This window comes from Pseudomonas protegens, from assembly GCF_003363755.1.
Classification (GTDB): Bacteria; Pseudomonadota; Gammaproteobacteria; order Pseudomonadales; family Pseudomonadaceae; genus Aquipseudomonas; species Aquipseudomonas danubii.
Genome location: NZ_CP031396.1, coordinates 3,621,579 through 3,644,394 on the forward strand (window position 1 = coordinate 3,621,579; position 22,816 = coordinate 3,644,394).

Below are 22,816 nucleotides of genomic sequence, written 5' to 3' on the forward strand. Positions count from 1 at the left end.
CTCAGAGTTACTGAATGGCTGGTGAAGCCCTTCGATGCTCCTATGTTGTGTTAAGTGTTGGCAGATATCTGGACCCCGCCCTAGCGGTCTAGAACTTGAACCCCGAACTTCCCCCTCCCCATACGAAGTCCGGGGTTTTTTTTGCCTGAAAATTGCCTGCGCGGCGACCATGCTGCGTTAAAAAGCGGCGGGAAATGCTCATTTAGGCCCCTAAACTCCGCTTTCCCGCCGCTTTTTGCCTTGCCTGATCACCGCGCAGACAATTTGAAACTCTTTCTCAGGCCTCGGTTTCGGCGCCTTTGTCGGCCAGTTCCATCCAGCCTGCCAGCACGGTGTAGGCCTCTTCCAGGCCCATGCGCTTGGGGGCCGAGAACAGTTGGATGGTGACCGCTTCGCCCCAGCCCTTGCGGATCTGCGACTGCACCTTGAGCAGGGTGTTCTTGGCTGCGCCATAGGTCAGTTTGTCGGCCTTGGTCAGCAGGATGTGCATCGGCATGCCGCTGGCGACCGCCCAGTCCAGCATCAACAGGTCGAAGTCGGTCATGGGATGACGGATGTCCATCATCAGGATCAAGCCTTTAAGGCTCTCGCGGCTGCCCAGATAAGCTTCCAAGTGGCGCTGCCAGTGCTGCTTCAGCGGGATCGGTACTTTGGCGTAACCATAGCCCGGCAGGTCGACCAGACGGCGATCGTCGTCTAGCTTGAAGAAGTTCAACAACTGCGTGCGACCCGGTGTTTTCGAGGTGCGTGCCAGGCTGGCGTGGGTCAGGGTGTTCAGGGCGCTGGATTTACCGGCGTTGGAGCGCCCGGCAAAGGCCACTTCAAAGCCGTCATCGTCAGGACATTGGTCGACTTTGGCGGCGCTGAGCATGAACGTAGCCTGTTGGCACAGACCGAGGATGGGGTTCTTGAGTTGCATGGGATTTCCGATAGGGGCGATGCCGAGAGTGGACGCGGCGAGCGGTGTCGTTTCCGTTTCAGTAACGCCAGTATATAATGCCGCAGATTTTGTGTGCGCTTTGTCCCAGCGTAGGATGAAGTTCACGAGAGCGATAAACCTTGAATGCGCATTAGAACGCAGCACGCTCTCAACCCTGAAAAGGTCGTTTTATGACGAAATGGCTGCTAGCTGCCGGTGTCTTGATGCCGCTTTACAGCGCTCAGGCTACACAGGATCCGGAAGCTGTGTACAACCGTGTTTGTGGGGCTTGTCATTCCGGCCAACTACCCACGGCGCCCCGCAAGGGCGACCAGGAAGCTTGGGCGCCGAGGTTGGCGCAAGGTATGGAGACGCTGGTGCAACACGTGACCCAGGGTTTCAAGGCGATGCCGCCGCGTGGTTTGTGCATGGACTGCAGTGCCGAGGATTACCGAGCCATCATCCATTGGATGAGCGAGTGATTCCGGTCCATAACTCTTAACCCTTAGCCGTAGTTGGATTAGCTGATGAACAAATTACTCGTGAGTCTGCTGTTGACCTTGGGCATCACAGGTGTCGCCCATGCCGCAGGCGACGCTGCTGCCGGTCAGGCGAAAACCGCAGTATGTGGCGCTTGCCACGGCCCTGATGGGAACAGCATGGCGCCAAACTTTCCCAAGCTGGCGGGTCAGGGGGAAAAGTACCTGGAGAAGCAGCTGCACGACATCAAGTCCGGCAAGCGGCAAGTGCTGGAAATGACCGGTATGCTGACCAATCTGAACGATCAGGACCTGGCTGACATCGCCGCTTACTTCGCCAGCCAGAAAGGCAGCGTCGGCGCCGCTGATCCTAAAGTCGTGGCCCGTGGCGAAGAACTCTTCCGGGGCGGCAAGCTGGATCAAGGCATGCCAGCCTGCACCGGCTGCCATGCGCCAAATGGCGCCGGTAACGCAGCGGCCGGCTTTCCTCACCTGGGTGGGCAGCATGCACAATATGTGGCCAAGCAGCTGACTGACTTCCGCGAAGGCAACCGCACCAACGACGGCGATACCATGGTCATGCGCAGCATCGCCGCCAAGTTGAGCAACAAAGACATCGAGGCGGTGTCCAGCTATATTCAGGGCCTGCACTAAGGCCGGCTCGATCAAGTTGCCGAGGGTGTTGAGCCGCGGCAACGTTAATGATCGATTAATCTGACGGTGCAAGCATAAAGGGTGGCTCAGGCCGCCCTTTTTTATGGCGTCTGCCGCTACACTAGCGAACTCAAGCCCGCCATGATCTGTCTGAATTCAGGTCGCGCGAGGCGCCAAAATTGTCCAGGAGTAAAGCATGCGTAATCTGATTCTCAGCGCCGCTCTCGTCACCGCCAGCCTGTTTGGCGTGACCGCTCAAGCCGCCGAGCCGCTTGAAGCCGGTAAAACATATGTCGAGTTGAGCAGCGCCGTTCCGGTTGCCGTGCCTGGCAAGATCGAGGTGGTAGAGCTGTTCTGGTATGGCTGCCCGCACTGCTACGCCTTTGAGCCGACCATCAATCCCTGGGTTGAAAAACTCCCTAGCGATGTCAACTTTGTGCGTATCCCGGCGATGTTCGGCGGTATCTGGAACGTTCATGGCCAACTGTTCATCACCCTGGAAGCCATGGGCGTCGAGCACAAGGTTCACAAGGCCGTGTTCGAAGCCATCCATAGCGGCAAGAAACTCGCCACTCCAGAAGAGATGGCCGAATTCCTGGTAGCCGAAGGCGTCGACAAGGACAAATTCCTGAGCACCTACAACTCCTTCGCCGTCAAAGGCAAGGTCGAAGACGCCAAGAAGAAGGCTCAGGCCTACCAGATCACTGGCGTACCGACCATGGTGGTCAACGGCAAGTACCGTTTCGACCTGGGCTCCGCCGGTGGTCCTGAAGGTGCGCTGAGCGTCGCCGACCAGTTGATTGCCAAAGAGCGCGCAGCCAAGTAAGCGCCGCCGCCATGCCGCGCTGGGGCTCTGAACGCATCGTTGGCCTGCATGATCCGCAGGTCAACGAGCACCATTTGGCGTCGACCGGCCTGCCGGCGGACAGTCGCCTGCGTTTGCTCAGTTTCAATATTCAGGTCGGTATCAGCACCGAGCGTTATCGCCATTACCTGACCCGTGGCTGGCAGCACCTGCTGCCCCATAACGGACGTGCGGACAACCTGCAGAAGATCGGCAATCTGCTGGGGGACTTCGATCTGGTAGCCCTGCAGGAAGTCGATGGTGGCAGTCTGCGTTCGGGCTACGTCAATCAGGTGGAGCACCTGGCCCAACTGGGTGCCTTCCCTTACTGGTACCAACAGCTCAATCGCAACCTGGGACGCCTGGCTCAGCACAGCAACGGTGTGCTCAGTCGCTTGCGCCCCTGGGCCATCGAAGACCATCCACTGCCCGGCCCCAAGGGGCGCGGCGCGATCCTTGTGCGATTTGGCGAAGGCCCCGAGGCGCTGGTGGTGGTGATGATGCACCTGGCGCTCGGCGCCCGGGCTCGAACCCTGCAACTGGCGTACATCCGCGAGTTGATCGGTGGCTACAAGCATCAAGTGCTGATGGGAGACATGAACACCCACGCCAGCGATTTGCTGGAGCACTCTCCTTTACGCGACCTCAGCCTGTTGGCGCCGCAACTGCAGGCGACCTTCCCCAGCTGGCGTCCGCAACGCTGCCTGGACCATATCCTGCTCAGCCCCAGCCTGACCCTGGAGCGAGTCGAAGTCCTGGCCCAACCCATATCCGATCACCTGCCGGTCGCGGTAGAGATTCGTCTGCCGGGTTCGCTCACGGCCGATGCATTGCCCGCGTTGAGTCCTGCACCTCGCGGAACCGATGAATGAGCGACGACGCCCAACGCTGGAAAGAGAAATACCTCAAAAGTATCGAGCAGCAGGAAAAGCTTGAGCGCCGATGGGCCGCTCGACTGGACTTGCTACGTCGTGGCCTGGTGCGTAGCACCCTGGCGGCGGAGGGTACCGATCGTGCGGTCGACCAGTGCATGAAGGAGATGCGCGAGGTTGTGCGCACCGACGACATGGATGCCGGGCTTGCAGCGCTGTTGCCCCGTCTGGAAAAAGCCGTGCTGGACTCCGAGCAGCGGCGTGAAACCCGGGTCAACCAGATGAGCAGTGCCTTGACCGCCCTGGTCACCCAATTGCAGTCCCTGCCCCTGCCCCGGGAAGTCAGCCGCCCGTTGAAGGCCTTCGCCAAGCAACTGGATGGCCGGGTCAGTCAGGCGCGAGAGATCCCCTTGCTGCTGGGGGAGCTGAGCAATCTTCAGGGCAAGGCCCTGAGCCAGCTGGAAACCCCCGCCGAACCAGATCGCCCGAGTCTGTTGCAGCGCCTGTTCGGGGCCCGTGACGCCGCCGATGCTCCCCAGGCTGAGGCGGTTACGCCAGCGGCGCCTGCTCCTGTCCCTGCGGTGAACTCCCGTCCCCAGGTTGAAGAGGCTGGCGAAGCGGACGAAGTGGTTCGCGAGCATTATCAGACCCCGGCCACGGATTTGCCGGAAGTCGCTGAGGTCCTTCCGGCACCTGTCGCCGTGACACCGGCCGAGCCCGAGGCAACACCCGCTGCGCAGCCCGTTTCCGAGGCCCCTGCCAAGATTGAGCCCGAAACGGCCAGCGTACCGCCCCCGTCGTCGGTGGTGGCATTCGTGCCACCAGTCCTGGCACAGGAAGAGTCCCTTGGGCCAGCGCCCCAGGTCGCGATCGAAGTGCCTGCTCCGGCTGCAGCCGAGGTCGCGCCTCCGGCCTCTGTCGCTGTCGATGCTTTACCGGTAGCGCCTCTGCAGCCGCCGGCAGAAGTACCCGCCGCACCTCAGAGCGAGCCCGTTCCGCTCAACCCCGATGAGCTGTTGCCGCTTCCCGCGGTTTCCCCGGCAGTGCTGCTCGACAGCCTGCCCTTGCCGCCAGTGATGGCCGAGGCCTTGGCCGCCATCGATCCAGAGCAATCCGAGCACGATGTGCTTTACGCCCTGCCGGACTCTCCTGAGCCCTCCTACAGCTCGGTGGCCAAGCATATCGAACACACCCTGCTGGGATTGCTCGATGACCTGAGTCTGCCGGAACGCCATCGGCCTCAGGCCGAAGCCATGCGTGATCGTCTGCAACATGGCCTGAACTGGTACGAGTTGCTGCCAATCCTCGATGATCTGGCGGTACTGATGCTGGCAATCACCGATTCGGGCCAGCATGAGTTCGAGACGTACCTCAAACAGCTTAACGAGCGCCTTGAGGCCTTCCAGAGCAATCTGCAGGCGGCCAGTGATGGCCACGCCGACAGCAGCTCGGCGGCACGGGCCATGGACACCCAGATCCGTGAGCAGGTCGATGGCCTGCAGAGCAGCGTGCAGGAGGCGGCAGATCTGGATGACCTCAAGCAGGTACTGGAAAGCCACCTGGAAGGCCTGCTGGGCACCATGGATCACCACCAGAAGCAGCGCGATGAGCGTGAGAAGGAAGTGGCGGCCCGTCTGCAAAGCCTGGCAGAGCGGGTTTCGAGCATGGAGCAGGAGGCCCAGGGCTACCGTGAGCACCTGGAGGAACAGCGGCAAAAGGCCCTGATCGATCCGCTGACCGGGTTGCCCAACCGCGCCGCCTGGACCGAGCGTCTGGAGCACGAGGTCGGTCTATGGCGGCAACATGGCAACAGCTTGCTGCTGGCCATGCTCGACCTCGATCACTTCAAGCGGATCAACGACAACTACGGCCATCTGGCCGGTGACAAGGTGTTGAAGATCATCGCCAACGTGTTGCGCAAGCGCCTGCGTGGCAGCGATTTTATCGCGCGTTTCGGCGGCGAGGAGTTTGTCCTGCTGATGCCCAATACCCCGTTGCCAGCGGGCGCGCGGATAGTGGAAGCGCTGCGAGCGGCGGTCGAGGCGTGTCCGTTCCACTTCAAGGGCGAGCCAGTGACCATTACCGTGTCCGTCGGACTGAGTGCCTTCAAGGCCGGTGATCGCAGCGATCTGGTGATCAAAAGAGCCGATCAGGCGTTGTACCGGGCCAAGGATGCGGGTCGCAACCGGGTAGAGGCAGGCTGAGACGCTTGCCGATTCCTGTCTGAAACCTCGGTTTTGCCCATGGCGTTGGGAGCAGTACGTTACACTGTTGCATTCTTTTCTTCAGCGTACTGCCCTTTGCCATGAAACTTCTTGCTCTTGCTTTTTCGCTCCTGGTTCTCGCCGGTTGTGCCAGCGGTCCGCGTATTGACACCAGCCACCCTTCGGTCAATTACGACCAGCGCGCCCAGTTCATCATCGTTCATTACACCTCGGCATCCCTGGAACGCTCCCTGGCCCTGCTGACCAAGGGTCAGGTCAGTAGCCATTACCTGATCGGCGACGACAAGTCCGCCACGATCTACAAACTGGTGGACGAGCAATACCGCGCCTGGCACGCCGGCGAGAGCCAGTGGCAGGGCCGGACCTGGCTCAACTCCAGCTCCATCGGCATTGAAATCGTCAACCCGGGCTTTCGTGATGGCCCCAACGGACGGCTCTGGTATCCCTACAGCGAAGCGCAGATCCAGAACCTGATCGTGCTGCTCAAGGACATCAGCAAGCGCAACAACATCTCCCCGCGTCACATCATTGGCCACAGCGACATCGCGCCATCGCGCAAGCTCGATCCGGGCCCGCTGTTCCCCTGGAAGCGCCTGGCCGACGCCGGACTCGGCCTGTGGCCAAACGCTCAGGCAGTGGCCCGCCAACAGGCGTTTTTTGCCGCCAACCTGCCGAGCATCAGCTGGTTCCAGCAACAGTTGGCGGTCCTGGGCTATGCCACGCCGCAGACTGGCGAACTGGATGTGGCCACCCGCCACGTGCTGGCGGCTTTCCAGATGCACTATCGCCCGGGTCGATTCGACGGCACCCCGGACGCCGAAAGCGCAGCCATCCTGCAGGTGCTCAACCAGACAAAATAATGACGCCGCCGGACGGTTCGGGCCGATTGCTCAATCAGTTGCTATAACTCATTGGTAATCCTTCGGATCTTTCATGATGCCGGTTGCTCGCCAGACCCTGCGTACCTGGTTCCATCGCCCCTGGTTGCTGGCGACGCTGGCGGCTGTGCTGAGCGCGGCGGTGTTGTTGCTGGGCAGTGCCGGAGTGGCCATGCATCAGGTCCAGCAGCGAGAAAGCCAACAGATGAACGCCCAGGGCCAGCGTTTTCTGGAGCGTCTGGAGCAACTGTTCGGGCAACTGCGTGAAGGCCTGGATGTACTGGAGGCCCAGCCGCTGCGCGAGTGCAACGCCGAGCTGATCGCAGCCCTGCAACAGGTCAGCTACAGCTATCGCTTCATTTATGAAGCGGCCTACATGGATGCCACCCAGACGTGCTCAAACTGGCCGCGACAGAATCTCCTGCCCTCGCCCAGAGCTCCGGATATCCGCGGGCCGACCTACAGCTACTGGCTCAACACCTCGACCCAACCCAATGAAAACCTCGCTGCTCTGATGCTGGGGCGGGGCAATTTTCGCGTGGCCACCTCCCGTGGGCACTTGACCGATGTGGTGGACCTGCCGGCCGGTGGCAGCCTGATGGTGGTGGTCGAGCATGGCTCCCGGGCGATTCCGGTACTGGGTCAGGCCCGTTCCTGGCCGCCGGTGGAGCCCTGGCGCGCCAGTCGCGAGGAGCCGCTGCAGGTCACCCCTGACCTGCTGATCTATCGCATGCCCACCCAGAATCCCGAGTACCAGTTGGTGCTGATCACGCCCCGGGCCAGCCTGCAGGCGGAAATACTCGATGGCTGGTGGTGGTTGTTACCGTTCAGTCTGTTGCTGGCGCTGTTTATCGGCGGGCTGGTGTATCAGTTGGCGCGGCAGCGCCAGTCGTTGGGAGCAGAGCTGCAAGGGGCGCTGCGACGCGGTGAGCTGCAGGTGCTGTACCAGCCGATCTTCGACCTCAACAGCAGGCTCTGTGTAGGGGCCGAAGCGTTACTGCGCTGGCGGCGTCCGGACGGCACCCTGACCAGTCCCGATCTGTTCATTCCGCTGGCGGAAAACACCGGGCAGATCCGCCAGATCACCGACTTCGTCCTGCAGCGTCTGCTGGAGCAACTGGGGCACGTACTGCGAGCCAATCCCCAGCTGTATATCTCGGTCAACCTGGCGGCCTGTGATGTCATGGTGCCGCGCATCGGTCAGGTCATGGCGCGGCTTCTGGCCTTGCACAAGGTGGCGGCGCGACAGATCGCCTTCGAGGTCACCGAGCGTGGCCTGATCGACGTGGTGGTGGCGCGCAACAACCTGCAGGCCTTGCGGGATGTCGGGCATCAGGTGCTGATCGATGACTTCGGCACCGGCTACTGCAGCCTGGCCTATCTGCAAAGCCTGCCGGTGGATTGCCTGAAGATCGACAAGGCCTTTATCGACGCCCTGGGTCACGATGCTGCCAGCAGTGGCGTGGCGCCCCACATCATTCGCATGGCCCACGCCTTGAATCTCACGGTTATCGCTGAGGGCATCGAATTCGAGGACCAGGCTTCGCTGCTCAGCAGCGAGGGGGTGAGCTTCGGTCAGGGTTGGCTGTTCGCCCATGCCCTGAGTGCCTTGCAGTTTACCGAGCTGATTACCCGGGGCCGGCGTCTGGTGCCCCGGCGCCTGGATGATGAAGCCTGAAGCCCTAGAGCGGCAGGGCCAGATAGAACTGGGTGCCCTGCCCCGGCCTTGAGTAGACGCCCATGCGTCCACCGTGGAGCTGGACGATTTCCTTGCACAGGGCCAGTCCTAGCCCGGCGCCGCCTTTCTTGCGTCCGACCTGAACGAAGGGTTCGAAGATCCGACCCTGCTGACCGTAAGCGATGCCCTCGCCATTGTCCTCGACGCTGACAATCACCCGTTCGCCATGGCGCCTGGCCTGCAGGCGGATCTGGCCGCCACTGGCGGTATGGCGCAGGGCGTTGTCGATCAGATTGTCCAGGACCCGTTCCAGTTGCGGACGGTCGGCGTGCAGGCGCGGCAGTGGCGCCTGGATCTCCAGCAGCAGGCTGATGTCCTGCCGCTGCGCCTGTTCGTTGAAGCGGCCCTGGGCCTGCTCCAGCAACTCTTCCAGGGGGCAGGGCGCGAGAGTGAGTTTCTGCAGGCCATTCTGATAACGGGAAAAATTCAGCAGGTCGTTGATCAGTTGCATCAGCCGCTGCATTTCTTCGTTGACTGTATTGAGCAGGTCGGTTTCCCGGGACTCTTCGGCAAAGTGCAGGCGTTCCTGAAGCAGGCCGAAGGCCATGTGCATGCCGGTGACCGGGGTTCGCAGTTCGTGGGAGGCGCGCAATACGAACTCGCTGCGTACCCGCTCGAATGCCCGCTGTTCGGTGACGTCATGCAGCACCATCACCGCGCCGAGAATATGGCCCTGGGTGTGGCTCACCGGGGTCAGGCTGTAGGTCAGCAGGCGCGATTCGCCATCGACCTCGATATCCAGGTCTTCCGGGGCCCGCTCCAGGTTGCCGCCACGCAGAACCAGCTGCAGCTGTTCATCCAGCTCCGGGCGTTGCAGGGCGCTGCCCAGGCCCTGGCCGAGGCGCTCCTGGTCCCAGCCCAACTGCCGTTGGGCGACGGGGTTGAGGTGCTCCAGGCGGCCTTGGCGGTCGATCATCAACAAGCCGTCGTCGATGCTGTCGAGCACCGCCTGCAAGCGCTGCTGGCCGGCCAGCAGTTCGTCGACATTGGTGGCCTGATGCTGGCGCAGGGCCTCGGCCATGATGCCGAAGCGGCGGGTCAGCAGGTTCATTTCCGCGGCGGCCGAGATCGGCAGGGTGACGTCGAAATTGCCTTGGCCGATCTTGTCCGCGGCCTTGGCCAGGGCTTCGATCGGTCCGCCAAAGCGCCGGGCAATGGCGTGGGCGGTGATGAAGCCGATGATCAGCACCGCCAGGCCGACCAGGCCCAGCAAGCCGGCTACCAGCAAGGCACGGTCCCGGGCCTGGCGTTCCACCTGGCTGATGTTGTCCAGGGCCCGCTTGTGTTCGTTGATCAGGCCGTTGCGCAAGGTATTGAAACGCTCGGTCAGCGCCTCGTTGTTGTTCAGGCTCGCGGCAGTGTTGCTGTGCTCGAAGGCCTGGTAGAAGTTCAGGTAGTCGCTGCGGGCCTGCTTGAAACCACCCACGGACGGGTTCTGCTGTTCGTGGGCGATGCCCTGGTCGAGGAGGCCCAGGTAGTGCTGCCGCGAGGCTTCCAGGGCTGCGGAGTCGGGCTTGTTGCTGAGCATGATGATCAACTGATCACCCAGGGTCTGGCGCAGCTTGAGCCCCAGATCCAGGGTGATGAAGTTGTTGCGGATCAACGATTCCTGGGTACTGGCCATCTGCATCACGCTGACCAGCCCGAGCACCAGACCCAGCAGGGCCACGGTGATCAGGGCCGAAATGCTCAGAAACAGCCGGGTCCGCAGTTTCATCGCTAACTTCATAGGGTGATGCTCACAGGTTGTACTGTTTGCGCTTGCGGTACAGGGTCGAAGCGTCGATGCCCAGGGTCTTGGCCGCTTGGTCCAGGGTGTCGCTGGTGGCCAGGACGGCGCCGATATGGGCTTTTTCCAGTTCGTCCAGGCTCAGCGCGGCACCGATTCGCGGGGCGTTGTTGGTGGGCTGTTCGGCCATGCCCAGATGGCTGATTTCAACCCGTTCCTGGGGACAGATGATGCTTGCCCGCTCCACCACGTTGCGCAGTTCGCGGATGTTGCCCGGCCAGCGGTAATTGAGCAGGGCTTCCCGGGCGTTGTCGCTGAAGCCTCGGGCCGGTCGCGAATACTCTTTGACGAAGCGTGCAAGAAAGCGGTCGGCCAGGGTCAGGATGTCTTCGCTGCGTTCGCGCAAGGGCGGCAAGTGCAGGGTGATCACGTTCAGGCGGTACAGCAGGTCTTCACGGAAGCGCCCGTCGCGCACCATGTCCTCGAGATTGAGATTGGTGGCGGCGAGGATGCGCACGTCGGCCCGGCGAGTCACCGGGTCGCCGACGCGCTCGTACTCCTTGTCCTGGATAAAACGCAGCAGCTTGGGCTGCAAGGTCAGGGGGAAGTCGCCGATTTCGTCGAGGAACAGGGTGCCGCCATCGGCCTGGTTGACCCGGCCCAGGGTACTTTCGCTGGCCCCGGTAAAAGCGCCGCGGCTGTGGCCGAAAAGTTCGCTTTCCATCAGCTCGGCGGTCAGCGATGGGCAGTTGATGGTCACGCAGGACTTCTTCGCCCGTTTGCTCCAGCCGTGGATGGCCCGGGCCAGTTCGCCCTTGCCGGTACCCGACTCGCCGAGGATCAGGATATTGGCATCGGTGCTGGCCACCTGGCGGGCGGTTTCCAGTACCACTTTCATCGCCGGACTGTGGGAGTCCAGGCCGTCCTTGGGTTTGCGCACTTCGCCTTCCAGGGCTTCCAGGCGCGCCGAGAGCTGGCGCACTTCCAGTTGCTTGGCGGTAGCCAGGCGCAGTTGGTCGGGGCTGCAGGGTTTGACCAGGTAGTCGGCGGCACCGGCCTGGATTGCGTCCACCGCCGTGTCCACGGCGGAGTGGGCAGTGACGATCACCACCCGCATCCAGGGCGCTTGAGTGCGCATCTGGGCCAGCACATCAAGGCCGTTGTCTTCCCCCAGGCGCAGGTCAAGGAAACACAGGTCGAACACCTGGCGTTGCAACAGCGTATCCGCCTGGGCCGCGCTGTTGGCGGTGGCCACGGTATAGCCCTCGTCTTCCAGGCAGTAGCGGAAGGTGCGGAGGATGGCGGATTCGTCATCCACCAGCAGGATGCGACCTTGATTCTCCGGCGCTGACTCCATTTCCCAGGCTCCTTTAATGAATGATCTTAATTAGTCCCAGAAAAATCGGGCAAGTTGCAAGGTTGATTCTGATCCATTCCACGGCCTGAAGGTTAGATATCTCCGCCGGAAATGGCTAACAGACTGAAATCCCTAATCTTTTGCCAAGGCTAGACCCTGGGTGGGTCTGTATCAGGCTGTCTGCGGCTCGGCAAAGTTCCCGCTCTGATCAAAAAGCCATGGACTCGGAACGGTCCGATCGTGCATTTCGCACGGTTGGCCGGTGGGGATCGTGCAGGATGCGTGTGAGTGAGTGTCTTTGGGTTGTTGTAAGTAATTGATTTTATTGAATTATTTATATGATTAAAAGCTGGCATGCAGACTGCAATATCCCTCTCATCGTGAAGCGCAAGTCAGGGCTTCCATAACAACATCACCACCAGTGTGGGAGGAGTTTCAGGATGAATCGCCAAGGTCTTGCCCAATTGCGTATCGCGCCACTGCATCTCCAGCAAGGCCTGTTTGCCAGCCTGGCGTTACTGGTCACCTTGATCGCCGGACAGCAGTTCCAGCGTTGGCAGGATAGCCAGGCACCCGCCCCGCGCGTGCCGACTCATCACTTCACCCAGACCCATTTCAGTTCGGTGAGCAGTCAGCTCAACGATGCAACGCCAGTGCAACTGATGGCCGTCGACCAGGCACAACCGGCGCTTGAGGCTCCGCGTCAGGAACGCTGGGTGTTCTAGGCACCAAGGTCTGGGCCGCATTCGGCGGCGCACGACCGGCTCCATAGGCAGCACCCCTGAGCACTATTAATAGAAGAGTAAGGAGAATCATCATGCTGAGCTGGGCAATCACATTCCTGATCATTGCCATTGTCGCTGCGGTCCTGGGCTTCGGTGGTATCGCGGGCACCGCCACGGGTATCGCCAAGATTCTCTTTGTCGTGTTCCTGGTGATGTTCATCGCTTCGTTCTTCTTTGGCCGTCGTGGTCGAGGCTGATCATGAGTCTTTCGTTGAAAACATTGGCTGCCACGTTGCTGCTGGGCGTCAGCGCCCTGGCGTCGGCGGCCAATGATGGCCAGGCACGTACCAACCAACTGCTGGGTTCGGACCCGCAGTTTCGTGACACCTGGCAGGGGGTTGTGCACAAGGAAGAGCGCTTGCCTGAATGGGTGATGAACCTGTCGGGCGATGCTCAGCAACAGATGAACGCAGTGACTGAAGACGGCGATCAGTACCTGGTCGGACCGCTCTGCGAGACTGCGCAGAGTTGTCAGAACCAGCGCCTGATCGTGGCCTTCAGTTTCGACAAGAAGCATGCCTACGCGATGTTGGTGGAGGTGCCTGCGGGCTTGCCTGCGGACAAGTCACCGACCCGTCACGCGAGCTACCGCTTTCTCGGCAAACCCGATGAAGGAATGCGGGCATTGCTTCAGGAGCAGTTGCGCAAAGACCCGAACTGGTACTGAGCGCGCATTGCCGATTTTGCATAACAGCTAGAAGAAAGGGCCGCCCTGGCTCTTTCGACTGTTGCACCACCCGAGGAGGGTGAGTGCATGACCAAGGGGCCGGGACGTTCTGATCCACCGATGATCGGAGTGACCTAGGGGTACAGGGAGTGCCTCCGCAAGGGCCGGGTCAGGAAAGAGCAGCGGCGTAAGCTCTCAGGTCGAGCATCGACTTGACGAGCTTGCGGCGTGCTTGAAGAGCAAAGTCTTGTCCTAGAGCCATCGGTCCGTCTTTTTAGTGATTCCCCAAGGAAAAAATCTTCCTTTGACTCCAGTCAAACGTTTCCTGGTGTTTCTCTGCGACCGTATATCGAGAAACTTTGCGTCAATTGCGCAACCTTTCCGAACGCCCGAATCAGAGTAATCCTAAACTTTTTCAGACCTTTTCCTGACCCTTCCGACAAGCCTGCACGCCGCCTGAAATGGCCGTTTCACGGTATTTCTGCCTGCCGAAATGTCGTATTCGAACCGGTTGGGACGCCCGTTTAGTTTGTAAAAACTCATGCCGATTCGGCATAGGGTAGGCGTTTACGGCATTAGACGCGCCCCCCTAGCATCGGAATAGTTGCGCCTTTTTTCGCCCGCAGAGAGCCGTAAATGCTCGTTCGGGATGACCTTATACGGGGGCCGATGCACAAACTTTTCCGCCATTGAGCGTTCCAGTTCGCGCATCAGCCCGAGTCCAACTGAAGTAAGGGTAATGATATGAAGAAGGCAAAATTAAGCCTCGCCTGGCAGATCCTCATCGGTCTGGTCCTGGGGATTGCAATTGGCGCGCTGCTCAATCATTTCAGTGCTGAAAAGGCCTGGTGGGTCAGCAACGTTCTGCAACCTGCAGGCGATATCTTTATCCGCTTGATCAAGATGATCGTGATTCCGATCGTCATCTCCTCGCTGATCGTCGGCATTGCCGGTGTCGGCGACGCCAAGAAACTTGGCCGCATCGGTCTGAAGACCATCATCTACTTCGAAATCGTCACCACCATCGCCATCGTCGTGGGTCTGCTGCTGGCCAACCTGTTCCATCCGGGCGCGGGCATCGACATGAGCACCCTGGGTACCGTGGACATTTCCAAGTACCAGGCCACCGCTGCCGAAGTGCAGCATGAACATGCGTTCATCGAGACCATTCTCAACCTGATTCCATCGAACATCTTCGCGGCCATGGCCCGTGGCGAGATGCTGCCGATCATCTTCTTCTCGGTGCTGTTCGGTCTGGGCTTGTCGAGCCTGCAGTCCGATCTGCGCGAGCCGCTGGTGAAGATGTTCCAGGGCGTCTCGGAAAGCATGTTCAAAGTCACCCACATGATCATGAACTACGCGCCGATTGGTGTGTTTGCCTTGATCTCGGTGACCGTCGCCAACTTCGGTTTCGCCTCCCTGCTGCCGTTGGCCAAGCTGGTGATCCTGGTGTACGTGGCCATCGCCTTCTTCGCCTTCGTGATCCTCGGCCTGATCGCCCGCCTGTTCGGCTTCTCGGTGCTCAAGCTGATGCGCATCTTCAAGGATGAGCTGGTGCTGGCCTACTCCACCGCCAGCTCGGAAACCGTGCTGCCGCGGGTCATCGAGAAGATGGAAGCCTACGGCGCGCCGAAAGCCATCTGCAGCTTCGTGGTGCCGACCGGCTACTCCTTCAACCTCGACGGCTCGACCCTGTACCAGTCCATCGCGGCGATCTTCATTGCCCAGCTGTACGGCATCGACCTGTCCATCAGCCAGCAATTGCTGTTGGTGCTGACCCTGATGGTCACCTCCAAAGGCATTGCCGGGGTTCCGGGCGTGTCCTTCGTGGTGCTGCTGGCCACCCTGGGCAGTGTGGGCATTCCGCTGGAAGGCCTGGCCTTCATCGCCGGTGTCGACCGTGTGATGGACATGGCGCGTACCGCCCTGAACGTGATCGGCAACGCCCTGGCGGTACTGGTCATCGCCCGTTGGGAGGGCATGTACGACGATGCCAAGGGCCAGCGCTACTGGAACTCCCTGCCGCACTGGCGCAGCAAAGAGAAGCTGCCAGCAGGCGAAGCTTCCAAAGGCTAAGCGCCTCGGTGTAGGAACTGGCTTGCCGACGCAGAGGCCCTCAGGTCCTCTATACGGCTCAGATGCGCCTTCGCCGACAAGCCGCCTCCTGCAACGAACGAACCCCGGGTAATCCGGGGTTTGTCGTTTCTACAGGCCCCGCTATCATTCGCCGCATCTTCCGAGGGATATGACCGATGCTCAATGGCCTGTGGCTTGGCTTCTTTATCGTAGCGACCGTGTCCGCCCTGGCGCAGTGGCTGGTGGGCGGCAACGCCGGGATCTTTGCCGCCATGGTGGAAAGCATTTTCGCGATGGCCAAGCTGTCGGTGGAGGTGATGGTGCTGCTGTTCGGCACCCTGACCCTGTGGCTGGGCTTTCTGCGGATCGCCGAGAAGGCCGGCATCGTCGATTGGCTGGCCAAGATCCTGGGCCCGCTGTTCAAGCGCCTGATGCCGGAAGTGCCGCCTGGGCACCCGGCCCTGGGCCTGATCACCCTGAACTTCGCCGCCAATGGCCTGGGCCTGGATAACGCCGCCACGCCGATCGGCCTCAAGGCCATGCGCGCCCTTCAGGAACTCAACCCCAGCGCCACCACCGCCAGCAATGCGCAGATCCTGTTCCTGGTACTCAACGCTTCGTCCCTGACCCTGCTGCCGGTGACCATCTTCATGTACCGCGCCCAGCAAGGTGCGGCGGACCCGACCCTGGTGTTCCTGCCGATCCTCCTGGCCACCAGCGCCTCGACCCTGGTCGGCCTGCTGTCGGTGGCGGTGATGCAGCGCCTGCGTCTCTGGGACCCGGTGGTGCTGGCCTACCTGATTCCCGGAGCCCTGGCTCTGGGCGCCTTCATGGCGCTGCTGGCGACTCTGTCGGCCACGGCCCTGGCCTCCCTGTCGTCGATCCTCGGCAACCTCACCCTGTTCGGCCTGATCATGCTGTTCCTGGTGATCGGTGCGCTGCGCAAGGTCAAGGTCTACGAGGCCTTTGTCGAAGGGGCCAAGGAGGGTTTTGACGTCGCCAAGAACCTCTTGCCGTACCTGGTGGCCATGCTGTGCGCGATCGGCGTATTGCGGGCGTCCGGGGCCCTGGATTTCGGCCTCGACGGGATTCGTCATCTGGTGGCCTGGGCCGGCTGGGATACGCGCTTTGTCGACGCCCTGCCCACCGCCATGGTCAAGCCGTTCTCCGGCAGTGCCGCCCGAGCGATGCTCATTGAGACTATGAAGACCCAGGGTGTGGACAGTTTCCCTGCACTGGTGGCAGCGACCATCCAGGGCAGCACCGAGACCACCTTCTATGTGCTGGCGGTCTACTTCGGTGCGGTGGGTATCCAGCGGGTGCGGCACGCGGTGGGCTGTGCCTTGCTGGCGGAATTCGCCGGGGTGGTGGCGGCGATTGCGGTTTGCTACTGGTTCTTTGGTTGAGTTGACCGGCTCTTCGCTGGCAAGCCGGCAGCTACAAGCGGCCGTATTGCCGGCGACGGGCCAGTCATTGTTTCAGCGCCAGATTGCCCTGCCCCACTGCCCAATCCACTACCTGCCGGGTCAGCGCATCGCTGGCCTGGCCAAACCCGGTCACGACTCCCGGCACCTGGGGCTGCTCCAGGGGCTGGCGTATTTCGAAGCGCCGGCTGGCGAGGATCTTCTGGTCATAACCTCGAATCAGCCGCGCATCCAGGCGGATCACCACCTGGACGGCGTTGCCCTGGTACTCGGTCTGAAAGGCTTGCAGGTCGCCGCCCAGGGCCAGGTCGGTCTGCAGGTTGCTGTCGTCGGTGCTCAACAACTGCACCCGGCCATCGCGCTGGAAGCCGTCCAGCAGGCGGTTGCGCAGCAGGATCGGTGCCGGGTCGCTCCAGCGCGAAGCCTTGTAGCTGCTGATCAGGTTGCCCTGGGGAATCACCGCGATGCGTGCGCTGTTCAGTGCGTCGCCGGCCTGGGGCTTGAGCAACTGCAGCGACCACGACAGTGCCTTGCCCGTGGCGGTGGGCGTGCTCTGGCTCACCGGCAGCCGATAGATATCCAATGGCTCGCCCTTGGGCAGGATCGAACAGGCACTGGTCAGGGCCATGGCGGTCCCCAGGGCCAGTGGCGCCAGCAGATGACAGACAGGCTTCATGGCGTGAACTCCTTGTTCTTCTCGTTACCCAGCAAGTAACCGCCGGGGTTGGCTTCGAGGCGGCGGGTAATGGCTCGCAGCGAGCTCAGGGTCTCGCGCAGCTCGCGCACCGCCGGCGCCAGACCGTTGAGCCCTTGCATGCCATTGTTCAGCGAGTCCTGGTTGTCGCTCAGCAGTTTGTTCAGGGTGGCGCTGCTCTGCTCCAGGTTGCGCATGGCGTGCTCGGCGCTGCCGAACATCTGCTTGCCCTGGTCGTTGAGCAGGCCGTTGGCATTGCGCATCAGCGCGGTGGTCTGTTCCAGCATGGCGCTGGTCTGCTTGCTGATAGAGCCCAGTTGCTGCATCAGCTGGCGCAGGTCGTCACGTTGTCCGGCGATGCTGGCCGAGGTTTTCTGCAGGTTGTCCAGGGTGTTGCTGACCCGCTCCACGTTGTCCGGGGAAAACATGCTGTTGGCGTTGTGCAGCAGCAGGTTGACCCCGGTCATCAGGTCATTGCTGTTGTTCAGCAGGCGGGCAATGGGCGATGGCGAGGCGATGATGGTCGGCAAGTGGCCGTCCTTGCCCTTGAGGGGCGGGCTTTGCGGTGTACCGCCGCTGAGCTGGATGATCGAGGTGCCGGTGATGCCGGTCAGGGCCAGCTTGGCCTGGGTGTCCTCCTTGATCGGGGTTTCACTGCCCAGGCGGATCTGCGCCAGTACCCGGCGCGGGTCCTTGGGGTCCAGGCGCAGGTTGACCACATCGCCGACCTTGATGCCGCTGTATTGCACGGCGCTACCCTTGGACAGGCCGCTGACCGCCTCATTGAAGACAATCTGATAGTCCTGGAAGGCGCTGTCGACGCTGGACTTGGCCAGCCACAGGCCGAACAGCAGGGCGCCGGCCACCACGATCACGGTGAACAGGCCGATCAGTACATGATGGGCTCGGGTTTCCATGTCATCCCTCGTTGGTCTGTGTAGCGGCCTGGTAGGCCGCGCGGCCGCGTGGGCCATGGAAGTATTGGTGAATCCATTCGTCCGGGGTTTCGGCGACCACATCGATGGCGTCCGCCACCAGTACCTTTTTCTGTGCCAGTACCGCCACCCGGTCGGTGATGGTGTAGAGGGTGTCCAGGTCGTGGGTGACCAGGAACACGCTCAGGCCCAGGGCATCGCGCAGGGTCAGGATCAGTTGGTCGAAGGCTGCCGCCCCCACCGGGTCGAGGCCGGCGGTGGGTTCGTCGAGAAACAGGATGTCCGGGTCCAGGGCCAGGGCACGGGCCAGTGCTGCGCGTTTGATCATGCCGCCAGAGAGCGAGGATGGGTATTTGTCGGCGGCCGACAAGGGCAACCCGGCCAGTGCCAGTTTCACTGCCGCCAGGTGTTCGGCGTCGCTGCGGGACAGGCCCGCATGCTCGATCAGTGGCAGGGCGACGTTCTCGGTCACTGTCAGCGAGGTGAACAGCGCGCCCTTCTGGAACAGCACGCCAAAGCGTCGCTCGATCAGGGAACGTTGCTTTTCCGGCAGGCTGGGCAGGTCCTGGCCGAAGACCCGCACCGAGCCGTCGCTGGGTTGGCGCAGGCCGACGATGCTGCGCAGCAGCACCGACTTGCCGCTACCTGAGCCGCCGACCACGCCGAGGATCTCGCCCTTGTACACGTCCAGGTCGAGATTTTCGTGCACGCTCTGCTTGCCGAAGCGGTTGCACAGGCCACGGACCTCGATCACCGCCTCGGCGGGCGGGCGCGTCGGGCGGCTCACCAGCCCATCTCCATGAAGAACAGCGCGGCCACGGCGTCGATGACGATCACCACGAAGATCGACTGCACCACGCTGGACGTGGTGTGGGCGCCCACCGATTCGGCACTGCCGCTGACCTTGAAGCCCTCCAGGCAGCCGATGGCGGCAATCAGGAAAGCGAAGATCGGCGCTTTGACCAGGCCCAGCAGAAAGTGCTTAACGCCGATGTCCGAGTGCAGCAGCGAAAGGAACATCGCCGGGGAAATATCCAGGGACAGGGCACAGACCACGGCGCCGCCGATGATCCCCGAGAGCATCGCCAGGAAGGTCAGCATCGGCAGCGCCACCAGCAGGGCCAGCACCCGGGGCAGCACCAGCAACTCCATCGGGTCCAGGCCCAGGGTGCGGATGGCGTCGATCTCTTCGTTGGCCTTCATCGAGCCGATCTGCGCGGTGAAGGCGCTGGCGGTGCGTCCGGCCATGAGGATCGCGGTCAGCAGCACGCCAAATTCCCTCAGGAAGGAAAACGCCACCAGGTCGACGGTAAAGATGCTGGCGCCGAAGTTGGCCAGCACCGTGGCCCCGAGAAAGGCCACCACCGCCCCCACCAGGAAGGTCAGCAGGGCGACGATGGGCGCGGCATCGAGGCCGGTCTGCTCGATATGCGCCACCACCGGGGTGATGCGCCAGCGCTTGGGGTGCAGCAGGCCCCGGGCCAGGGTTTCGAGGATCAGGCCGATAAAGCCCAGGACCTTCAGGGTGTCCTGCCAGACGGTGTAGACCGCACTGCCAATGCGTGAGAGCAGTTGCACGCTGACGGCAATCTCCGGTTCCTTGACCGGTACACAAAAATCGTTGAGCGAGCTATAGACCGTATGCAGCAATGCGCGGTCGGCGGTGGACAGGGTGCAATCAGGGTGTTCGGCGGATCGCCCCAGGCGTTCGGCTCCCAGGAGTTCTACCAGCAGCGAGGCACCCGCGGTGTCCAGGGCTCCCAGGCCGTTGAGGTCGACGTGGGTGCTGCTGTCGTAGTGGCCGTTGAGGCTCTGGCAGAGGCGCTTGAGGTCGCTGTAGTGGGCCAGCGTCCAGTCTCCGCCGATGCGCAGTTGCGCCGGAGAGTGGGCGTTGTCCAGTTGAGCGGTGCCGGGCGTCATGCGGGTATTCATAAGCTCCGAGCTTGTGGGGCGATTGCGCAGTGCTACGTAATAGCACGATCCCCGTTACTTTGCCTCGCCGCTCTTGGCTGGATCTTGATCTGGGTCGGTGATCTCGAAGCGCAGCACACCAATCACCTGTCCGTCCTCGGTGATCACCCGCACTTGCCATTTTCCCGCCGGGTTGCCGGGGAAATTCTGCTTGTGGGACCAGGCGCGGTAGCCCTCCTTGCGTCCGCCGTGAATATCCAGGGCGATGCGATCCACTTCGCTGCCGTTGAACTTCCAGACGTGATAGATGCGCTCGTCCAGGCCCCGGGGGGCGTTGATCGCGGTGTAGGCGTACAAGCCGCTGCTGCGTACCTGGCTGGCACTCACCTGTTCCAGGCTGTCCCCGGGCGTGCGGTCCTGGAGTTGGGTGCTGATGGCGTCCTCGGTCAGCCACAGGGTGGCCGGCGGCACCCAGGAGCGCAGCAGCCAGCCGGTGCTGCCAATGGCCAGGGTGATACACAGCACCGCCAGTGCGCTGCGCACGCTGCGGATCGGCAGGATCGACGCCAGGCTCGGGAAGGACAGGAGCATGGCGATGCCCAGGGCCAGCTTGAAGCTCTGGGCCGTGGTCAGGTGCAGGATCAGCGGCAGGGCCGTGAGCAAGGCGGCGAACAGGGTCAGGGTGTGCAAGGCGAGGAACAGCCAGCGCCGCGGCGCCAGCCACTTGTAGTACAGCGGGTCGGTGATGGAAATCAGCGCCGCTGCCCCCAGCAGCCCGGTGAATACCAGTTGGCCGCTGTTCCAGCTGGTGGTGATGAAGAAGAACGGCAGGACGAAGAACAGACTTTCCTGGTGGATCATTTGTGTCGCGTAGCGCAGCAGCGGTTGTGGGATCTCGCGCTTGAAGACCTTGGTGAACAGTTGGGTCAGGCTGTTTTCCAGCATCAGCCAGACCCAGCTCACCAACAGGATCACGGCGATCCACGAGGCCAGGCTCTGTTGCCGGTCCACCAGGATGAAGCTGCCGACTCCGGAGATGAAACCGCCGAGCGCAATGACCCCCGGGTAGCGCTTCATCAGTTCCAGAACGCGCTGAATAGAGTGGGTCAGGTTAGGCATCGGGCGGGGTCACAGTCTTGGCAGGAAAAAACCGTGACAGGATACCTGTTGGCCGCGGCCTGTGGCGAGGGAGCAGGCTCCCTCGCCACACCGGCTAGTGGGTGCGCCGGCGGTACAGCAGGTAGCCGCCCAGGCTGCCGAAGACGATCAGGGCCAGCAGGCCGCCGGTCAGCCAGAGCAGTTGCTCGTCCCCCAACAGGGGTTTTTCGATTCGCACATAGCCCGGCTGTTGCAGCAATTGCCTCAGTGCCAGGTTGGCCTGCTTCAGGCTCACCGCCCGCAGGCGCTTGGCCGGGTCGCTGAAGCGGCCGTTGTCGAAGTCGCCGAGGGCACTCCAGTAGTAATCCGCCAAGGCGCTGTTGCCCTGTACTGCCCAAGCCTGGCGATCGATGGCGGCCTGCTTCAGGCGCTCGAAAGTCGCAGGGTCCAGACCGTCCTTGAGCAGTTTGGCCTTGAGCTGCTCGACCACCTGTCGGGCCTGGGGCAGGTCATCGCGTTCGAGGTCGGCATTGAGGCTGAGAAAACCGACGCCGCCAAACACTTCACGGTCGCTCCAGGGGCCGTAGGACAGCTCATGCTCCAGGCGCAACTGACGGTATAACGCCCAGTCCAGATAGTCCTTGAGCAGGTCGAAGGTCTCGTCGTGCTGCTGCTCCAGCAGGGGTTCGGGAAACAGCCAGTGCAATTGTGCGCTCTGCCCTACCCAGCCATGGATCAAATTGCGCTCGGTGGCGGCCGTGCCCTGGATCTGTGGCAGCTCGCGGTGCTCGCTGGGCTCTATCGGCTCGAGTGCGCCGTAGGTGCGCTCCAGATAAGCCGGCAGCAGGCGATCCAGTTCGCCGACGACGATCAGGGTCATGTTGTTCGGGGCGTACCAGTCTTTGCGCACTTGCTCCAGCTGGGCCAGGGTCAAGTGCCCGACTTCGGCGCGCTCGGCGCATTTGAGCCCCAGTTCCACCGCCAGCTGGTTGCCGGCCTTGTGGCCCAGGTCCTGGCGGTCGAGCCAGCGTTGCAGGTGCGAGTAATGGCCGCCGTCTTCGCGCTCCACCACCTGTTTGGCGGCTGCCACGGCTTGGTCGTCAAGGCGGGTCCGGGTCAGCAGCGACAGCAGCAGGTCGAGGACCTTGCGCTGGTTTCTCGCCGGGGCCTCGATGACGAAAGTGGTATCGGCATTGCTGGTGTAGGCATTCCATTCGCCACCCAGGGCTTGCATGCGTTCTTCCAGGCCGCCTTCGCCGCTGGCGTCGATGCCGCTGAACAGCAAGTGTTCAAGCAGGTGCGGCAGTTCCTTGTCGGCACAGGCGAAATCGTCCAGGCCGACGCCCACCACCAGGCGGATCGCCACATGGCCGCGTTCGCTGCCGGGCTTGAGCAGTAGTTGCAGGCCGTTGGGCAGGGTGTAGCCTTCGACCTGGAAACGATCCAGGGCCCATCCTTGTGCACTGCCCAGCAACAGGCAGGCGAATAACAGACAACGCATAACAAGCTTCCTTACGGCGTGCGTAAGTTT

At 62.0% G+C, this 22,816-nt stretch carries 21 protein-coding genes; 12 read left to right on the top strand and 9 right to left on the bottom strand.

Features of this window, described 5'->3' with window-relative positions; translation table 11 throughout:
* Positions 1-277 precede the first annotated feature (277 nt).
* On the bottom strand, positions 278-919 hold the full coding sequence (gene yihA / locus DWF74_RS16405) for a ribosome biogenesis GTP-binding protein YihA/YsxC (RefSeq protein ID WP_060836883.1): 642 nt from the start codon (positions 917-919) through the stop codon (positions 278-280).
* A gap of 191 nt (positions 920-1,110) precedes the next feature.
* Between yihA and DWF74_RS16410 the strand changes: the two genes are divergently transcribed.
* From DWF74_RS16410 to DWF74_RS16440, 7 genes are all read left to right on the top strand, one after another.
* Positions 1,111-1,401, top strand: a complete 291-nt coding sequence (locus DWF74_RS16410) for a c-type cytochrome (RefSeq protein ID WP_016963939.1) — start codon at positions 1,111-1,113, stop codon at positions 1,399-1,401.
* A 45-nt stretch (positions 1,402-1,446) separates the two neighbouring features.
* Entirely contained in the window at positions 1,447-2,052 is a 606-nt protein-coding gene (locus tag DWF74_RS16415) for a c-type cytochrome (RefSeq protein WP_102862496.1), read from the top strand.
* A gap of 196 nt (positions 2,053-2,248) precedes the next feature.
* Entirely contained in the window at positions 2,249-2,878 is a 630-nt protein-coding gene (locus DWF74_RS16420; RefSeq protein WP_102862497.1) for a thiol:disulfide interchange protein DsbA/DsbL, read from the top strand.
* Between the two features lie 11 nt (positions 2,879-2,889).
* Positions 2,890-3,768 carry an endonuclease/exonuclease/phosphatase family protein gene (locus DWF74_RS16425; RefSeq protein WP_115581308.1) on the top strand — a complete coding sequence of 293 codons (879 nt, stop codon included), beginning with the start codon at positions 2,890-2,892 and terminating at the stop codon, positions 3,766-3,768.
* Complete coding sequence (locus DWF74_RS16430) at positions 3,765-5,972, top strand: GGDEF domain-containing protein (RefSeq protein WP_115581309.1); 2,208 nt, start codon at positions 3,765-3,767, stop codon at positions 5,970-5,972. Before DWF74_RS16425 ends, DWF74_RS16430 begins: the two co-directional genes overlap by 4 nt.
* A 101-nt stretch (positions 5,973-6,073) precedes the next feature.
* Positions 6,074-6,853 carry an N-acetylmuramoyl-L-alanine amidase gene (locus DWF74_RS16435; protein ID WP_102862500.1) on the top strand — a complete coding sequence of 260 codons (780 nt, stop codon included), beginning with the start codon at positions 6,074-6,076 and terminating at the stop codon, positions 6,851-6,853.
* Between the two features lie 76 nt (positions 6,854-6,929).
* Positions 6,930-8,549 (top strand): EAL domain-containing protein, encoded by a 1,620-nt coding sequence (locus DWF74_RS16440; protein WP_115582452.1) that lies wholly within the window; start codon positions 6,930-6,932, stop codon positions 8,547-8,549.
* 4 nt (positions 8,550-8,553) lie between these two features.
* On the opposite strand, the gene DWF74_RS16445 is transcribed toward DWF74_RS16440, so the two are convergent.
* Both DWF74_RS16445 and algB read right to left on the bottom strand, forming a co-directional pair.
* Positions 8,554-10,338: a KinB sensor domain-containing domain gene (locus tag DWF74_RS16445; protein ID WP_115581310.1), complete on the bottom strand. Its 1,785-nt coding sequence runs from the start codon at positions 10,336-10,338 to the stop codon at positions 8,554-8,556.
* Positions 10,339-10,348: 10 nt separating this feature from the next.
* Positions 10,349-11,695, bottom strand: a complete 1,347-nt coding sequence (gene algB, locus DWF74_RS16450) for a sigma-54-dependent response regulator transcription factor AlgB (RefSeq protein ID WP_102862502.1) — start codon at positions 11,693-11,695, stop codon at positions 10,349-10,351.
* Positions 11,696-12,135: 440 nt separating this feature from the next.
* Here algB and DWF74_RS16455 point away from each other — a divergent pair, with 440 nt between their 5' ends.
* The 5 genes from DWF74_RS16455 to DWF74_RS16475 all read left to right on the top strand — a co-directional run bounded on the left by DWF74_RS16455 (position 12,136) and on the right by DWF74_RS16475 (position 16,629).
* Positions 12,136-12,420 (top strand): hypothetical protein, encoded by a 285-nt coding sequence (locus tag DWF74_RS16455; protein WP_102862503.1) that lies wholly within the window; start codon positions 12,136-12,138, stop codon positions 12,418-12,420.
* 92 nt (positions 12,421-12,512) lie between these two features.
* Positions 12,513-12,677: a DUF1328 domain-containing protein gene (locus DWF74_RS16460; protein ID WP_003170804.1), complete on the top strand. Its 165-nt coding sequence runs from the start codon at positions 12,513-12,515 to the stop codon at positions 12,675-12,677.
* A 2-nt stretch (positions 12,678-12,679) separates the two neighbouring features.
* The gene (locus tag DWF74_RS16465) at positions 12,680-13,147 is read left to right on the top strand and encodes an inhibitor of vertebrate lysozyme family protein (protein ID WP_102862504.1); all 468 of its coding nucleotides are present in this window, start codon (positions 12,680-12,682) and stop codon (positions 13,145-13,147) included.
* Positions 13,148-13,891: 744 nt separating this feature from the next.
* Positions 13,892-15,223, top strand: coding sequence for a glutamate/aspartate:proton symporter GltP (gltP, locus tag DWF74_RS16470; RefSeq protein ID WP_102862505.1), 1,332 nt, complete (start codon positions 13,892-13,894; stop codon positions 15,221-15,223).
* 176 nt (positions 15,224-15,399) lie between these two features.
* Positions 15,400-16,629, top strand: coding sequence for a nucleoside recognition domain-containing protein (locus DWF74_RS16475; RefSeq protein WP_102862506.1), 1,230 nt, complete (start codon positions 15,400-15,402; stop codon positions 16,627-16,629).
* 64 nt (positions 16,630-16,693) lie between these two features.
* On the opposite strand, the gene DWF74_RS16480 is transcribed toward DWF74_RS16475, so the two are convergent.
* The 6 genes from DWF74_RS16480 to DWF74_RS16505 all read right to left on the bottom strand — a co-directional run bounded on the left by DWF74_RS16480 (position 16,694) and on the right by DWF74_RS16505 (position 22,786).
* Positions 16,694-17,323: an ABC-type transport auxiliary lipoprotein family protein gene (locus DWF74_RS16480; protein WP_115581311.1), complete on the bottom strand. Its 630-nt coding sequence runs from the start codon at positions 17,321-17,323 to the stop codon at positions 16,694-16,696.
* Positions 17,320-18,258, bottom strand: a complete 939-nt coding sequence (locus tag DWF74_RS16485) for an MlaD family protein (protein ID WP_102862508.1) — start codon at positions 18,256-18,258, stop codon at positions 17,320-17,322. The genes DWF74_RS16480 and DWF74_RS16485 overlap by 4 nt, the downstream gene beginning before the upstream one ends.
* Position 18,259: 1 nt before the next feature.
* Positions 18,260-19,063: an ABC transporter ATP-binding protein gene (locus DWF74_RS16490; protein WP_115581312.1), complete on the bottom strand. Its 804-nt coding sequence runs from the start codon at positions 19,061-19,063 to the stop codon at positions 18,260-18,262.
* Positions 19,060-20,208 carry an ABC transporter permease gene (locus DWF74_RS16495; RefSeq protein ID WP_102862510.1) on the bottom strand — a complete coding sequence of 383 codons (1,149 nt, stop codon included), beginning with the start codon at positions 20,206-20,208 and terminating at the stop codon, positions 19,060-19,062. The genes DWF74_RS16490 and DWF74_RS16495 overlap by 4 nt, the downstream gene beginning before the upstream one ends.
* Positions 20,209-20,262: 54 nt before the next feature.
* Positions 20,263-21,306, bottom strand: coding sequence for a DUF5924 family protein (locus DWF74_RS16500; RefSeq protein WP_102862511.1), 1,044 nt, complete (start codon positions 21,304-21,306; stop codon positions 20,263-20,265).
* 94 nt (positions 21,307-21,400) lie between these two features.
* A complete protein-coding gene (locus DWF74_RS16505) occupies positions 21,401-22,786 on the bottom strand; it encodes a M16 family metallopeptidase (protein WP_115581313.1) in 1,386 nt (461 codons plus the stop codon).
* Positions 22,787-22,816: the final 30 nt, after the last annotated feature.